Consider the following 16318-nt stretch of genomic DNA (forward strand, 5'->3'; position numbering starts at 1 on the left):
GTTTTTACTACCAGCTCTGTGTTTAAGGAATTTGTCAGGATAAAAGTTACTCATACTTGCTATTTTTTCTTTTTCTTTGGTTTTTGATCAAGAGAAGTAGGGTCTGCCGAGATGCTCTCCACAGTATCTCCTTCTTTGATGATTGTGTATGTTATTTTCTCGCCACTCCAGAAATGGAAGGTCAAGATTACTTCTTCTCCATCTCTAATCTCATTGAAAAAATTCTGAGACAATATAATTTGATTTGTGTCGTAAGAAGGTTTGAAAGTATAGGCAAATTCCTTGAAGGATGTCCAATTTTGTGGACCAGCATTCTCGCCAGTACCGTAAACAGCTTCCATTGTTGCAAGTGTATCGCCATTAAACAACGTTGGTATGACAAATTCATTGGCAGTACCTTCCGCACTTTGAAGAGCAGGGGTATCATAGGTAGTTAAGTGAAAGTTCCAATCGGCCCCTTTGTCGAAATGGGCGGTCACTGTTGCATCCACACCTAGATTATCAAAGTTAGTTAGTCTAGCAAGTACTTTCTTTTTGAATATCAATACATCACTTTTTACCTCATAGTCACTGCCATGGACTAACTCTCTGCCATCTACACTAAGGGAGGTCATCTCGTTTCCATTTAAATTCAACTGCATGGAGATATCTTTAATTTCATCCCCTTTCTTTAAATGGACTAGATTAGACTCGGCGGTCGATGAACGAGTTGTCCAGCTAGCCTTCATCATTTCGTATAATTCTGGGTCACTCCATTCGAATGTATGCCGGTTAAAATGCTGACCGTTATCCCACAGCATATGTGTAATTTGTTTTTCTTGGGCATAATGAGTCATAAACTCAAAAAATTTGAGCTTTTCACCTTGTTGAATTACTCCAGTGTGCTGATCAAAACCGAGCAGACCATATTCTCCAAGGATTACTGGAATCCCATTTGCAACAAACTTATCATGGACCCGATCGAAGGTAGCAATAATATCATTTTTCGTTTCATTATCAAATGTCGTATGACCAGCAATATTCACACTAAATGGCCAATATCCATAGTAGTGAATGGTAGATATAATATTTGGATCGTTTAATTTCTGTATTGTATCGTATAATGCATCTAGTTCGCTAGCCGAAGATGCGGTATCCATTGTTGGTAAAACTAGTGGGCGAACGTCATTTCCTCCACCTGACTGCCTAACAATTTTGTGAAAAGAGGTGTTCAATTCATTCAGATACTCGTTTCTTTCCGAATCGGTACCAAAAAAACGAGGTTCATTAATACTCTCGAACATTAGCTTGTTAGAGTAATCCTTAAAATGTTCAGCGAGCTGGGTCCATATTGCATCATAGCGGGCAAGCGATCTGTCATAATCACTTTGCATTCCCTCTTCTAACCACAACCATGAATCATGATGAATGTTGATCATTACATACATATCTTCTTCGAGTGCCCAGTTGACTGCTTGATCAACGCGCGCAAGGAAATCTGGGTCTATCATATAGTCACCGTTTTCTTCCATTCTTTCATCCCATGTAATAGGGATTCGTATACTTTTATATCCTTCTGCAGCAATTTCTTTAATAAACTCTTGTGTCACGTAAGGGTTACCCCAAGCCGTTTCGTCCTCTCCAACAGCATCAAACGAATTACCCAAGTTCCATCCAGGCTGCATTGCGTTTGTATAAGTTTGGATGCTACTCTCTTGGTTATTTTGAGATTGATCATTAATGTTAGCGTGGGTTATGGCAGGGGCAATCAAAGTACCAAGCAGAAAAATGGTGATTAACAACAGATTCTTAGGTTTTTGAAATAGAGAATGATTGAATGGGAAATTAGTTAAAGTATCCTTCAAAATAAAACCTCCTTTTAGTGATGGGAACTTTTCTATAAATGATTAGATACAAAATGAAAACATTCTCGTATAAAAAAACCTCCTTTTGATAACGCTTTCAAGGTTAACTTTAACATGGTGATATTTAAGTGGATACTGTAAAAATAAGTGGAAAATTCAGTTATTTATTATAGGTACAGGCTAATATGTATGTTCCTAATTTAGATTTAGTTAATGCTAATTTGCTTTTATTTTATTTATACACATGAAAAGATGTTTTGGGATACAGCATTTCCAGAATAATTTGCACGAATCTAACAAAACATGTTTAAGACGAATTCAAATAGGGGAATAAACATCGAACGGATTATTGAGGAGGCTGATGTTATGTTAAGTGATTTAATTGCGTTTGGTAACGATCTGTTATGGACGTATGTTCTTATCGGATTACTTTTAATCTTAGGACTTTATCTTTCAATTAGAACGAAATTTGTTCAATTTAGAATGTTGCCTTCCATGGTGAAAGAGTTAGTAAAAGGAACAGATCGGAAAGCATTTAGAGAAAGAAAAGGAACCACCCCGTTTCAGGCATTTGCGATAAGCACGGCTGCTCGAGTTGGTACGGGGAATTTAGCGGGGGTAGCTTTAGCGATATCTGTTGGGGGACCTGGTGCAATTTTTTGGATGTGGATTGTCGCTATTATAGGAGCTGCAACTGGTTTTGTTGAAAGCACACTTGCACAAATTTACAAGGTGAAAGACAAGGATGGTTTCCGCGGTGGTCCAGCGTATTACATGGAAAAAGCGCTTGGGGCACGATGGTTTGGATTATTATTTGCTATACTACTGATATTATGTTTCGGTCTCATATTTAACGGTGTTCAGACACATACAATTGCTGATGCTTTCAGAGGTGCGTATGACGTTAGTCCGCTTCTAGTTGGGCTCATCATTGCAGCTATTATGGGGGTTATTATCTTCGGTGGAATACGGCGTATTGCCGTTGTTGCAGAAATTATTGTCCCAATTTTTGCTATTACATATGTTATGGTAGCTCTCATTATTATGATCGTTAATATTACAGAAGTGCCTGCAGTTTTTGCGCTCATTTTTAACAATGCATTTGGTCTTCAAGAAGTAGTTGGAGGCGGTATCGGTGCTGCGATTATGAATGGGGTTCAGCGTGGTCTCTTTTCCAACGAAGCTGGGATGGGAAGTGCGCCAAACGCGGCGGCTACAGTATATACGTCACACCCAGTCAAGCAAGGGTTGATTCAGTCGTTAAGTGTTCTCATTGATACGCTGATTATTTGTAGTGCAACTGCATTTATAATTTTACTTACCGACGTTTACACGGTTGGAGATATGGAAGGAATTCAGTTAACTCAAGAAGCACTGGCTGCACATATGGGTGACTGGGCGACAATATTTATTACGATCGCTATCTTCTTTTTCGCTGTGAGCTCGTTATTAGGTAACTATTACTACGGACAAGCGAACATAGAATTTATTACTGAAAAACCAATTTATTTGACACTATTCAGAATTGCTTTTCTCATCATGATTCTGGTCGGTTCCACAAGTGATTTAGATATTATTTGGGCAATGGCCGATTTGTTTATGGGATCGATGGCGGTAGTAAACTTGATTGCTGTAGCATTGTTGAGTAAAATTGCGTTTAAAGCTTTGAAGAATTATCAGGATCAGCAAAAGCAAGGTCTCGATCCAGTGTTTTTCCGTGACAGTATTAAAGGCTTGAAAAATATTGAAAGCTGGGAAGATAAAGAAAAGTAATGTTAAAAGAAGCAGTTTTGGACTTAGGTTCGAGACTGTTTTTTTTCCTCGAACGGAGAGCTTGAATCCGTCGAGACAACTCGAAGCATCAGTCCTAAGCCTAATTACGATAACCAGTGGACAGATAGATAAGAAATAAGTGGTATTGTCAGGAGTGAAAATATCGTAGAAAAGGCGATGGTCATCACTGCAGTTTCCTCATCACCGGTGTAGCGAGAGAATAATATCGCTGCCAGAGTAAATGTTGGCATCGCTGATAAGATAATGACAATATGAATAATCAAGTCCTCCAAATTAGTTAAAGAAATCAGCAACAGAGCAAGGATCGGGATGATGATTAACCTAATGCCCAGAGGGAACCAGATTTGCGGATAAATAGTGAACCTTGTTTTTGCAAATAGACCCTGGACCAGTATCCCTAAGTACAGCATGGCTAAGGGTGCTGCCAATCCAGATAGAAGAGCTGTTAACTGCTTGATTATTTCAGGTGGTTGGAAGCCGATGAAAGCAGAGGTTAGACCAATGATTACAGCTAAAAGAGGAATATTTACTAAGGATTTTAATTGCTGTCTAATATTCAATCCTCTTCCTGATTGGAGCATATAAATAACGACGGAAAATAGAATGATATCAAGCCCAGCATCGAAAATAGCCGCCAGTAATCCGCCCACAGGACCGAAAATGGTCGCGCATAAAGGGATCCCGATAAAACCGGTGTTGCCAAGCGCAGCGAGTATCGTCATTTTCTTGGCAAATACGGATTCAAAGCGGAAAATCTTTGTGAAGACCCAAGCCAATAAGAGAGCCCCTAAATGAAAAATAATCGATATCCCAAAAATAATAATTGCTTGATTTAAAAGTTTATCGGATACTTCTGTATTGAAAACACCATTTAAAATGACGGATGGAACGGCAATATTTAAAACGATTAAAATTAACGTTTGTTTTATTTCAGCGGTCACAACGACCTTAAAAGCAAAGAAAACTCCTAAAGCAATCATTATTCCCATGACAGCAATGGAAGTGATAACGACGGTTATATCCATTTTTAAAGCTCCTTTCTTCTATATATATATATATATGTACTCTCTATACAGCTTACGGATTTTTTACTATGCTGTAAAGATTTTTAGGGAAGGGGGGATAAGTTATATTTTTGGTTTTAGTAAAATAACATTGATTGGATTTTTATTTACAATCACATTGTTATAAACTATAGAAAGATAAAAAATTAAGTATGGATCGGAGGATTTAAATGATTGAAATAAAAGGACTGCATCACGTGAGTTTATGTGTGACCGATTTGACAAAAGCAAAAGAGTTTTACGGGGAGGTACTTGGGTTTGCTGAGTTGCAGCGACCGGATTTTGATTTTTCGGGTGCTTGGTATAGCCTGGGGGATCAACAATTACATTTAATTGTTTACCCAGAATCTAATACACTCAGGAAAGAGAACAATATCAATTCAAGAGATGGGCATTTTGCAATCCGCGTTAGAGATTATCATCAGACGCTGAGTTCTTTGAAAAATAAAGGGGTGCAAGTGGTTGAAAAGCCTAAAAGCAAAAGCGGATTCGCGCAAATCTTTTGCATGGATCCAGATCACAATTTGATAGAGTTTAATGTAGAGCAAAAAGATTTAGAGGAGTGAAACAATAACTATATAATCAGAAAGGCTTGGGTTTCCAAGCCTTTTTGCTTTGGGATTTAGAGATAAGAGAAAGAAAAGCAAGTCAACTAAGCAGGTTTTTGGAATTATTAAAAAAGGACTTGCGTATAAGTTGGGTCTGTTTTATAATTGAATCACACCTCATACGTACAAGTTGTAAAACAATCTGTAAGCGTTTCATTTCAATGGTGCATCAATCATCATAGAATAGATTACCATTTTAAGAGAGACGATTAACCTAAGTTTAACGCTGTTTGAGCATATACGTAAACAGAAATGCTAGATTATAAAAAAGCATATACGTACGTGTCATGTATGAGGAGGAAGAAATATGTTTGATAAGGCGTTGTTGTTCCTAGATTACTAGGGATTACGATGAAGGCAGTTGGTTTTTCAACACTTTATTAAGAAATAGGAGGGGTTCGAGAATGAAAAAGTTTTTATTTTTAATGGCATCTGGAGCATTGTTACTGTCAGGTTGTGGAGATAATGGCAACGATGGTGGCAGCGATAATAGTGGAAATGAAGAGGCTTCTGATGGTCCAAATTTAGAAGCGACACAAGTTATTGGTGACGATGTTGAAGGTGCTACAGAATTAACGTTTTGGAATTTTAATGAGCTTCATACAGGATTTTTTGAAGACGCTGTCACGCGCTGGAACGAAGAGTTTCCTGATCGAGCGATTCAACTAACAGCTGAAACATATCCTATCGATCAGATGCACAACAATTTACTTTTATCCTTACAATCAGGAAGCGGAGCACCTGATATTGCAGATATCGAAGTCAGTATGTTTGCTAACTTCTTGCAAGGGGAACCGCAGATGTTACCTTTAAATGATAAGATCGAACCAGAGCTAGATAATTTGGTCGAATCGAGATACCAGATGTATGCGAAAGATGGACAGTTCTATGGTATGGATTATCATGTAGGTGCAACAGTGATGTATTATAACGAGGAAATTATGAACGAAGCTGGCGTTGATATCGATTCTATTAAAACATGGGATGATTATGTTGAAGCTGGTAAAAAGGTCGTAGAAAACACAGATGCGATGATGACAACGGTAGAATCAGATGAGACTTGGTCATTCCAACCGTTGATTAGTCAGAGAGAATCCGACTATTTTGACGAAAATGGCGATGTTATTTTAGACAACGACATTAATGTCGACACGCTACAATTTTTACATGATTTAGTTTACGAGCATGAAATCGCTGAGCTTACTCCTGGAGGTTTTCACCACGCAGAAGAGTACTACGGTTACATGAATGAAGGTGGAGCAGCATCCGTTATGATGCCAATGTGGTACATGGGACGTTTCTTAGACTATATGGAAGATCTTGATGGGAAAATGCAAATTCGTCCACTTCCATTGTGGGAAGAAGGCGGAAATCGTTCCGCAGGTATGGGTGGTACTGGTACGGTTGTAACAAACCAGACTGAAGAACCAGAACTTGCTAAAGACTTCTTAGCATATTCGAAACTTACTGAAGAAGGAAATATTCAATTATGGAAAATTCTAGGATTCGATCCACCAAGACACGACGTTTGGGATAACGAAGAAATGAGAGCAGACAACCGTTTCTATGACTACTTCCATGATGATATTTTTGATATTCTGCTTGATGTTAGAGATGAAATTGCAGAAGTGAATATCACGGAACAGACATCAAATGCAACACAGGAAATTCAATCAAATGTCATGCACTCTGTTCTGCGTGATCAGAGCAAGACTCCTGAAGAAGCATTAACAGATGCAGCTGATGCTGTAAGAAGTAGAATGAGTGAGTAATAAAAATCAGATAGTTATGTATCCCAGGGGGGAGAGATTCTTTCTCCTGGGGTATCATTTTTGAAGGAGGCAAGAACCGTGCAAAACTTTCTCTCAACTGAGAAGAAACCAATCGGACCTGGTCCTCAAAAAAACCGATTAAAGTTTCTATACTCTAAGAAGGCAGCACCTTACATTTTTGTTTCGCCATTTATTATCTCCTTTTTATTCCTCTTCCTTTACCCGTTTGCCAGCGCTGTAAATATGAGTTTTCAGCGGGTATTACCGGGACAAGTGGAATACGTTGGATTATCTAATTTTGAGCGGGTGTTCAACCCGACTTTTTATCAGGCGCTTCAAAATACGAGTGTTTACGTGATTTTAACCGTTGTAATCCTAACGGTATTGCCCATGATTTTTGCAATATTCTTGAACCATAAACTGATGAAGTACTCGACTTTTTTCCGTGCAGCGATTTTTATCCCGGCACTCACCTCTGTCATTGTGGCAGGTACTATTTTCCGCATGATATTTGGTGATTCTGACGGAGCTATTGCAAACCAAATTCTTAACCTTATAGGATTATCACCACTTGAGTGGCGTTATGGAGCAGGGACAGGGATGTTTCTGATGGTAACACTCGCTTCTTGGAGATGGATGGGTGTTAATATCCTTTATTTTCTAGCTGCATTACAAAACGTAAGTAATGATTTATACGAAGCGGCTGATATTGACGGAGCTAATGTTTGGCAAAAGTTCAGAAATGTCACTTTTCCAGCTATAAAGCCAGTAGTTATTTTCCTGACAACAATTTCGATCATTAATGGGTTCCGAATGTTTGAAGAAAGTTTTGTTTTCTGGGAAACAAGCTCTCCGGGGAACATTGGTTTAACTGTCGTAGGATATATCTATCAGGAAGGGATTCAGCGGAATGATATGGGATTTGGAGCCGCAATTGGAATCGTTCTTCTGATTGTTATCTTGATCATAAGTGCCATTCAACTTTATTTAACTGGCGCATTTAAAAAGGATGATTAATATGAAGGAAAAAACATCTCAAGGAAAATTATTCACGACACTTTTGGTAGTGCTTTTCAGCATTGTCGCATTTCTAGCGTTATTTCCAGTTATTTCACTAGTTGTTGCCTCTCTTAGTCCGGCATCTGATTTAATGAGATTTGGACTTTCGGCAGAGTTGTTCTTGTCTTCTTTGGAATTCGAGAACTTTGAGGCAATCTTCAGTGCAAGCGGCGCACAATATTGGCAGTGGTATGTAAATAGTTTAATCATATCTGGTGTACTGATTGTACTCTCGTTATTTTTCTCATCTATGGTGGGATATGCATTGGCTTTGTATGACTTCAAAGGGAAACGTTTTATTTTCTTGCTTGTCTTGTTAATTTTAATGATTCCTTTTGAAATTCTCATGCTTCCACTTTTCCAAATGATGATTGCATTTCAATTAGTAGATTCTTATTTAGCGGTGATGCTTCCATTAATTGTGGCCCCAATTGCTGTATTCTTCTTTAGACAATATGCGGTAGGTCTGCCAAAAGAATTAATGGAATCAGGAAGAGTAGACGGTTGTACAGAATACGGGATTTTCTTTAAAATCATGGCACCATTGATGTTACCTTCGTTTGCTGCAATGGCAATTTTACAAGGGTTAACGAGCTGGAATAACTTCCTATGGCCGTTACTTGTATTAAGATCGAATGACATGTTTACTTTACCTGTTGGATTAGCAACGTTGCTGACTCCATATGGAAACAACTATCAACTTCTGTTTACAGGTTCAGTACTTAGTATTGTACCGATTATTATTTTGTTCTTGTTTTTCCAACGTTTCTTTATTGCTGGATTAACGTCTGGTGGGGTAAAAGGTTAATCAACCTGTATTTAAAAGATAAAAAATATAATTGGTAGCTACCTTCACACCGCACGTATCAAGGGAAAACCATCCTCATTTCGAGTAGCCCCTACACTCAATACGTAGGTGCTACTCGAGGCGGTGGAAGCTGACGCTGCATTTAATAAAAGACGGCTATGCCGTTTTTCTTAAGAACCAAGATGAGAGGAGGAAGAACGATATGATGGAAAAACTAGATTCATTCGCTCGAATCTTTACTAAATTTGCATTGTTAAATATATTGTGGCTTTTTTTCACCGTACTGGGTCTAGGGGTGCTTGGTCTATTCCCTGCTACAGTAGCGATGTTTTCGATCTCAAGGAAATGGATTCAAGGCGATCGAGATATTCCTGTTGTGAAGACATTTTGGACGATGTTTAAAAGTAACTTTATGAAAGCAAATATATACGGATGGATGATCGCTTTGGCTGGTGTTGTTCTCTATGTGAATTACCTCATCATTGTTGCAGCGGGAACAGAAACTCCTATTTTCGTTGTTATAGCGTTTATCCTGGTGGTAATCAGTTATTTGTTAATGATCGTGTCCGTTATACCTGTATCGATTCATTTTGAAGGGAATGGACGAGAAATACTCCGGAAAACATCGATGTTTGTTCTTGGGAGAATTCACATCGCATTGTTGTTTCTTCTCATTGTCTGGACAGTAGGATATATGTCATTAGCTTTGCCAGTCTTTATTCTATTTTTCTCTGGAAGCGTTTTGTCTTATATAATGATGTGGTTCTTTACCCAAACTTTGGAAAAATTCGAAAAAAAGCAGGCACTTCAGATGACGGAAAGGGTGTAATAGATGAAAAAAGCAAAAATGGTTGTAGATAAAGAATATAAAATTGCTGAGGTAGACGATCGTATTTACGGTTCATTTATCGAACATTTAGGACGTGCGGTATACGGGGGGATTTATGAGCCAGGTCATCCGGAAGCCGACGAACAAGGTTTTCGAAAAGATGTACTAGACCTCGTGAAACAACTAAACGTTCCGATTGTTCGGTACCCAGGTGGTAATATGGTCTCCGCCTATAATTGGGAAGACGGTGTTGGACCGAAAGAAGATCGCCCGAAGCGGTTAGAGTTAGCGTGGCGAACGATTGAAACGAATCAGGTCGGTACGAACGAATTCGCTGACTGGGCTAAAAAAGCAGGTACTGAAGTAATGATGGCGATTAATCTCGGAACGAGAGGAATCGATGCGGCACGAAATATCATTGAATACACGAATCACCCAGGAGGTTCATATTGGAGTGATCTGCGCAAAAAACATGGATATGAACAGCCCCATAATATAAAAACATGGTGTCTCGGAAATGAAATGGATGGACCTTGGCAAGTAGGTCAGAAAACGCCTTATGAATACGGACGACTTGCAAAAGAAGCAGCTAAAGCTATGAGACTAGTTGACCCGTCTATTGAACTTGTTACATGTGGTAGCTCCAACTCTAGTATGCCGACATTTCCTGAATGGGAAGCGGAGACACTTGATCATACGTATGAAGAAGCGGATTATATTTCACTTCATCAATATTTCGGTAATTATGACAACGATTCGCAAAACTACTTGGCGAACGGATTGGAATTAGAGAGATTTATTGAAACGGTGACATCGATATGTGACTATATTAAAGCAAAAAAACGAAGCAAAAAAACGATGATGCTTAGTTTTGATGAATGGAATGTTTGGTACCACTCGAAGGATTCTGATAGCAAGCTTGAACCTTGGACGGTAGCGCCGCCACAGCTTGAAGACGTGTATAACTTTGAGGATGCCCTACTTGTCGGAAGTATTCTGATTACCTTCTTGAAACATGCTGATCGCGTGAAGATGGCTTGTATGGCTCAACTCGTCAATGTCATTGCGCCTATTATGACGGATAATATGGGCGCTTCCTGGAAGCAAACAATTTTTTATCCATATATGCATACATCTGTTTTTGGCCGAGGGGTGTCATTACATCCGGTTGTTTCTTCTCCGAAATTTGATACGAAAGACTTCACGGATGTAGAGTATCTAGATACGGCAGTCGTGTATAACGAAGAAAGTGAAGAAGTAACTATTTTTGCACTGAATCGTCACATCAGTGAAGAACTCAAGTTAGATATCAATGTTAGTAGTTTTGAAGACTACCAACTGAAAGAACATATTGTTCTGGAAAACGAAAATTTAAAAGCAGTAAATACTGTTTTTAAAGAAGATGTGAAGCCTCATAACAAGGGGAAATCACAGCTGAAAGACGGATTCGTAGAAGCTGTTCTAACAAAAGCGTCCTGGAATGTGATTCGTCTGAAAAAAATTAACTAAATGAAAATGACTACACTGATGAACAGGGGAGAGAGTTTTGATGAATACAAACTATGACTATCGTAATCCAATCATTGAGCAGAGAGCAGATCCTTGGGTTTATAAACATGAAGACGGCTATTATTATTTCACTGGTTCTGTACCGGAATACGATCGGATTGAAGTAAGAAGAGCAACGACGATTGAAGGCTTAGCCGAGGCGGATCCTGTAACTGTTTGGAAAAAGTACGAATCGGGACCTTTAAGTGCAAATATTTGGGCGCCGGAAATTCACTTTATCAATAATAAGTGGTATATCTACTTCGCTGCTGCAGGAACAACAGAGACGACCGATGGCTTGTTTGACCACAGAATGTTTGCACTAGAGTGTGATGCGGAAAATCCGCTTGAGGGTTCATGGATGGAGAAGGGGCAAGTAAAAACCAAGTGGGAAACCTTTTGTCTTGATGCAACATCATTTGAACATCTTGGAGAACAGTATTATGTGTGGGCGCAGAAAGATCCTGAGATTAAAGGGAATTCTAATTTGTATATATCCAAGATGGAGAATCCTTGGACACTGACAGGTGACCAAGTGATGATTACTACCCCTGAATATGAATGGGAAAAAATCGGTTATCTTGTGAATGAAGGAGCTGCTGTGTTGAAACGGAATGGTAAGATTTTTATGACTTACTCCGCTAGCGCAACAGACCATAACTATTGCATGGGTATGTTGCATGCTGATGAGTCTTCCGATTTGCTTGATCCAGCTTCATGGAAAAAATCTGACGTACCTGTGTTTCAAACGAGTGAGAGAAACGGGCAATATGGTCCAGGTCATAACAGCTTTACCGTGAGCGAAGATGGTGAAAAAGATGTGCTCATTTATCACGGAAGAAATTATAAAGAAATCGAAGGAGATCCTTTGTATGACCCAAACCGGCACACAAGGGCTCAGGTAATAGAGTGGGGAGAGGATGATTTTCCGGTATTTGGAGAGCCGAAACCTGACGCTTAATTCGGGGTTCCTTTCTACTAATGGAGAACAGAGCACAAGTACCAAGCTCTGTTCTTTTTTCTCACAAGATACTTACAGATGGACTTTTAGATAAAGGGGAGATGAGGAGCGTTGAAGTCAAAAAAACTTTATGCAGGGGTTGGAATACTAGTTGTTGTCGTAGTCGTTTCAGCGGTCATGCTGGGTTTCCCACTTCGAGATGAAGGAAAGACCGATAATGGAAATCTGGATAAAGGGGAATTAACAATGTTCGGTGACATTGGGGACTACATTCAAGATGAGGTTGACGACCCCGCTCATGACCCTGCAATAATCAAGGACCAAAATACATATTATGTTTTTTCCACAGGGAAATTGCAAAATCAAGAAGATCCGGGTGGAATTTACATTAGAAAATCAGAAGGTACTTTGGAAGGGGAATGGGAAGCTATTGGTGAAATTCCAGTTCCTGACTGGATAAAAGAGTATGGACCAAATCACTTGTGGGCTCCACAAGTTGTAAAAAGAGAAGATGAATACTATTTGTATTATGCTACTTCTTCTTTTGGCTCGAATAATTCTGCAATTGGTGCGGCAAGTTCGAAAACACCAGGAGATCCTGAAAGCTGGATTGATCACGGACCCGTTCTTACTTCACAGCAAGGGTCGGAAGATTATAATGCCATTGATCCCCACGTGTTTGAAGCCGATGACTCGTGGTGGATTGCCTTTGGTTCCCATTTCAGTGGCATCAAGCTACAGAAAATGGCGAGTCAGACGGAGGTAGAGGGAGAAATTTATACGCTTGCAAACAGGCCCGGGGTCGCGCATAACCCAATTGAAGCACCTACAATAATAGAAAAAGGAAATTACTTTTATTTATTTACATCTTGGGATCAGTGCTGTAATGGAACAGATAGCACTTATAAAATTGCAGTTGGCCGCTCGGAGTCTGTTACGGGACCTTATGTTGACAAAGATGGTGTTCCTCTTGAAGAGGGAGGAGGAACAGTAATTCTTAGTACAAAAGGTGATCAGATTGGTCCAGGAGGTCAAGATATTCTCCAAGAAGGTGAGATAGATTATTTAATTTACCATTATTACGACGGAGATGCAGATGGGGTCATCCGAATGCAAATCCGCACATTGGACTGGCAAGAGGATTGGCCGAAACAAATCAATTAATAGAATGATGTCTGGTTCTTTCCTGCGATTTACTAAGAGGTGGTTCAAGTTTCCCTCACGCTTATTGCATTAACCTAGTCAGTAAAAAATAGGGATTAACTTGTATGTATTATTCAGTTGACTAATTTCTAAAGTAATATTTTTAAAAAGAAACCCTCTAAAACAGGGATTTAGATATGTTACTTTGATATAATACACTGTACGTATAAGTTTAGATTGAGAGGTGTTTATGGGGACAAAATATAGTAACGTTAAAGATAAAATAAAGTCGGCAATTTTAGAAGGTTACTTTCAACCTCATCAAAAGATAGGGTCTGAAAGCGACTTGATGAAACAGCATCAAGTCAGTAGGCATACGGTTCGAAAGGCAATTGACGATTTGGTGAATGAAGGATGGCTTTATAAAAAGCAAGGCGTCGGTTCATTCTGCGCAGATCGCTCACTTAATAAAGAAAGCGCTATAGGAATAGGTAAAAATATTGCTGTGATAACGACCTATTTCTCTGATTATATTTTTCCAACAATCATTCGTGGTGCTGAAGCCTTTCTAAGTGAAAATGGATATCAGGTCACCATATTTAGCACGAACAATAATATTGACCAAGAACGGCGATGCATTGAGGCTGTGATATCACAATCTTTTGATGGTTTAATTGTGGAACCAACAAAAAGCGCATTACCAAATCCAAATATCAATTACTATTTAAACCTTGAAAGAATGCGGATTCCTTATGTGATGATAAACGCTTACTACGAAGAGCTGGAACCGATTCACGTTATTATGGATGATGTAGGAGGTGGATATTTGCAAACGGAGCATTTGATAAAACTAGGACATGAAAATATCATCGGTTTTTTCAAAAATGATGATATACAAGGGTCTAAGCGGTTGAAAGGTTTTATTAAAGCCCATCGAAGCGCAGGTCTTCCTGTGAGTCCTCAAAATATTATCACGTACACTACCGAATCAAAGGATTCGCATCCGGTTGAGGAATTACGTAAAAAGTTACAAAATACTCAAAGACCAACGGCGATTGTCTGTTATAACGATCAACTGGCCTTGAGTCTATTAGATGTTATCAGGGAAATGAATATACAGATTCCCGAGCAAATATCCATTGTAGGGTTTGATGATTCACCACTATCAATGGCCTCAGAAGTAAAGTTGACGACAATCAAGCACCCAAAGGTCAACATGGGGATAGATGCTGCGAAAACTATTTTAAAGTTAATCGAGCAAAATAATGAGTCCTCCGGCAAGTTTGATGTAGTTTCCACACAGTATAAACCAGAATTGGTTGTGAGGAACTCTACGGGGGAAAAGTACATTTTTTAAGAGATAAGAATTTATAAAATTGGCAGGTGTGAATGCGGTATTGAACCGCACTTATGCTTGCCAATTTTTGTTGTGTATATTTCACATTACCAGGATACATTTATTGTTACTATAAACCAAAAAGATTTCTGCAGACGAGTCAGGAAGGAACAAGAGTAACATAGAAAAGGATAGTTAATGAAATTAGCAAGGTGAGAAACCGAATACCCAAGGAAAAACAAATCTGTGGAAATTTTTGGTGCTATTCTCTAAAAAATATTTTATCATAAAGATAGAACTGCAATGTTTTGTTTGGAAATGCTGATGAATATATACAGAAAGGTGCTGAAACTGATGGGAACTAGATATTCTGATCATAATGTAAAACATTTGAAATCCACCACTGATGAACACACCTTTAATGAATATGTATTTCCAGATATGAAAATTGGATTTGAAATCCACCGGATGCATGTAAGAAGTGCCAAAAGCACCTGGTATTATCCATCGCACGAGCATCCGCTGTATGAGATTAACTTAGTCACGCGAGGTAAGCAGGTTTTTTATATCCAAGGGGAAAGGTACGAGCTAGAAGAGGGGGACCTAGTACTGATCCGACCAGGTGACGTTCATTCCAGCTCTAGTTTGGAAAATTCTAAGGAAGGTTTTAATTATTTCTGTGTACATTTTAATATCGATGATAAATTATTATTACCTTATTTCAAAAAAACAAAGGATACTTTCTATCATGCGAACTCGATGTTAACTAGAAGCATTCGCCCTCTATTAGATCGACTTGTGAACTTCTCACAACAATCTAAAATAAATTTTACAGATAAGATGAATTTGCACTCGATTATGTTTGAACTACTGGCAATTACGGTGTCATGTTTAGAAAAAGACCAACAGAAACTCGGGAAAATTTCTGAACAGACATTTAAAGTAGCATATCAAATCGCCGAGGAAATTGACCAATTGATTAGAAAACCATCCCATGAGGATGATATCCTGGAAAGTGTTGTTCGTATTGAAGAGATTGCCAATCACTTAGACATTAGTGTTTCTTATTGTAATAAAGTATTTAATAAAGTTTTTGATATGTCTCCGCGACAATACGTTACGTTCAGAAAGTTGAATGATTCAAAAAGCCTCCTTGTTCAAGAAAAGTATTCGATTGAACAGATTGCCTTTATGATGGGCTATCATGACTCGTCTCACTTCAGTCGTCAATTTAAAAGATGGACGGGCCTATCCCCAAGTCAATATCGAGAAACTCAACACAGTATACCCGAGATGGGTGAGTCTTAGGACGTTACTATCTCGGTTTTTTAACATGAAAAATTCAGTTTTGAAACCGCAAATTACCGATTTGGATAAATCGTCATATCGAAATGTACATCGCTAAAAGTACTATCTGTTGATATGATGAACTAAATAATTGTGTATACGCTTACAAAATCTAGAGGTGCATAATCTTTACTAAAGGTACCCAAGAAGGTGTTAGTCCTTCACCGAACCTTCTTTGGGCTAAGAAACAAAGCAGTATTAGAGG

The 16318-nt window shown here is 38.7% G+C and carries 13 protein-coding genes; 11 read left to right on the top strand and 2 right to left on the bottom strand.

Annotated elements, in window-relative coordinates; translation table 11 throughout:
* Positions 1-59 precede the first annotated feature (59 nt).
* The gene (locus CEF18_RS21650; RefSeq protein ID WP_110938564.1) at positions 60-1844 is read right to left on the bottom strand and encodes a cellulase family glycosylhydrolase; all 1785 of its coding nucleotides are present in this window, start codon (positions 1842-1844) and stop codon (positions 60-62) included.
* A 366-nt stretch (positions 1845-2210) separates the two neighbouring features.
* Here CEF18_RS21650 and CEF18_RS21655 point away from each other — a divergent pair, with 366 nt between their 5' ends.
* Positions 2211-3617 carry an alanine/glycine:cation symporter family protein gene (locus CEF18_RS21655; protein ID WP_110938565.1) on the top strand — a complete coding sequence of 469 codons (1407 nt, stop codon included), beginning with the start codon at positions 2211-2213 and terminating at the stop codon, positions 3615-3617.
* Positions 3618-3721: 104 nt separating this feature from the next.
* On the opposite strand, the gene CEF18_RS21660 is transcribed toward CEF18_RS21655, so the two are convergent.
* Positions 3722-4663: an AEC family transporter gene (locus CEF18_RS21660; protein ID WP_110938566.1), complete on the bottom strand. Its 942-nt coding sequence runs from the start codon at positions 4661-4663 to the stop codon at positions 3722-3724.
* Between the two features lie 209 nt (positions 4664-4872).
* On the opposite strand from CEF18_RS21660, the gene CEF18_RS21665 reads away from it, so the two are divergent.
* From CEF18_RS21665 to CEF18_RS21710, 10 genes are all read left to right on the top strand, one after another.
* Complete coding sequence (locus CEF18_RS21665; RefSeq protein ID WP_110938567.1) at positions 4873-5268, top strand: VOC family protein; 396 nt, start codon at positions 4873-4875, stop codon at positions 5266-5268.
* 446 nt (positions 5269-5714) lie between these two features.
* The gene (locus tag CEF18_RS21670; RefSeq protein ID WP_110938568.1) at positions 5715-7082 is read left to right on the top strand and encodes an ABC transporter substrate-binding protein; all 1368 of its coding nucleotides are present in this window, start codon (positions 5715-5717) and stop codon (positions 7080-7082) included.
* Positions 7083-7193: 111 nt separating this feature from the next.
* Positions 7194-8099 (top strand): carbohydrate ABC transporter permease, encoded by a 906-nt coding sequence (locus CEF18_RS21675; RefSeq protein ID WP_110938845.1) that lies wholly within the window; start codon positions 7194-7196, stop codon positions 8097-8099.
* 1 nt (position 8100) lies between these two features.
* Complete coding sequence (locus tag CEF18_RS21680; RefSeq protein WP_110938569.1) at positions 8101-8949, top strand: carbohydrate ABC transporter permease; 849 nt, start codon at positions 8101-8103, stop codon at positions 8947-8949.
* Between the two features lie 202 nt (positions 8950-9151).
* Positions 9152-9778 (top strand): YesL family protein, encoded by a 627-nt coding sequence (locus tag CEF18_RS21685; protein ID WP_110938570.1) that lies wholly within the window; start codon positions 9152-9154, stop codon positions 9776-9778.
* Positions 9779-9781: 3 nt separating this feature from the next.
* Positions 9782-11287, top strand: a complete 1506-nt coding sequence (gene arfA, locus CEF18_RS21690) for an arabinosylfuranosidase ArfA (RefSeq protein ID WP_110938571.1) — start codon at positions 9782-9784, stop codon at positions 11285-11287.
* A gap of 40 nt (positions 11288-11327) precedes the next feature.
* A complete protein-coding gene (locus CEF18_RS21695) occupies positions 11328-12287 on the top strand; it encodes a glycoside hydrolase family 43 protein (protein WP_110938572.1) in 960 nt (319 codons plus the stop codon).
* Positions 12288-12398: 111 nt separating this feature from the next.
* Entirely contained in the window at positions 12399-13451 is a 1053-nt protein-coding gene (locus CEF18_RS21700; protein ID WP_110938573.1) for an arabinan endo-1,5-alpha-L-arabinosidase, read from the top strand.
* 229 nt (positions 13452-13680) lie between these two features.
* The gene (locus tag CEF18_RS21705; RefSeq protein WP_110938574.1) at positions 13681-14787 is read left to right on the top strand and encodes a GntR family transcriptional regulator; all 1107 of its coding nucleotides are present in this window, start codon (positions 13681-13683) and stop codon (positions 14785-14787) included.
* Positions 14788-15120: 333 nt separating this feature from the next.
* A complete protein-coding gene (locus tag CEF18_RS21710; RefSeq protein ID WP_110938575.1) occupies positions 15121-16074 on the top strand; it encodes an AraC family transcriptional regulator in 954 nt (317 codons plus the stop codon).
* The last annotated feature ends 244 nt before the right edge of the window (positions 16075-16318 follow it).

It is taken from the genome of Salipaludibacillus neizhouensis (genome assembly GCF_002886185.1).
Classification (GTDB): Bacteria; Bacillota; Bacilli; order Bacillales; family Salisediminibacteriaceae; genus Salipaludibacillus; species Salipaludibacillus neizhouensis.

Excerpts from the sequence above, each read along its gene's own strand:
- CEF18_RS21670 (WP_110938568.1), top strand. The coding sequence starts at position 5,715 with ATGAAAAAGTTTTTATTTTTAATGGCATCTGGAGCATTGTTACTGTCA.
- CEF18_RS21655 (WP_110938565.1), top strand. The coding sequence starts at position 2,211 with ATGTTAAGTGATTTAATTGCGTTTGGTAACGATCTGTTATGGACGTAT.
- CEF18_RS21705 (WP_110938574.1), top strand. The coding sequence starts at position 13,681 with ATGGGGACAAAATATAGTAACGTTAAAGATAAAATAAAGTCGGCAATT.
- CEF18_RS21665 (WP_110938567.1), top strand. The coding sequence starts at position 4,873 with ATGATTGAAATAAAAGGACTGCATCACGTGAGTTTATGTGTGACCGAT.
- CEF18_RS21695 (WP_110938572.1), top strand. The coding sequence starts at position 11,328 with ATGAATACAAACTATGACTATCGTAATCCAATCATTGAGCAGAGAGCA.
- CEF18_RS21685 (WP_110938570.1), top strand. The coding sequence starts at position 9,152 with ATGATGGAAAAACTAGATTCATTCGCTCGAATCTTTACTAAATTTGCA.
- CEF18_RS21710 (WP_110938575.1), top strand. The coding sequence starts at position 15,121 with ATGGGAACTAGATATTCTGATCATAATGTAAAACATTTGAAATCCACC.
- arfA (WP_110938571.1), top strand. The coding sequence starts at position 9,782 with ATGAAAAAAGCAAAAATGGTTGTAGATAAAGAATATAAAATTGCTGAG.
- CEF18_RS21680 (WP_110938569.1), top strand. The coding sequence starts at position 8,101 with ATGAAGGAAAAAACATCTCAAGGAAAATTATTCACGACACTTTTGGTA.
- CEF18_RS21660 (WP_110938566.1), bottom strand. The coding sequence starts at position 4,663 with ATGGATATAACCGTCGTTATCACTTCCATTGCTGTCATGGGAATAATG.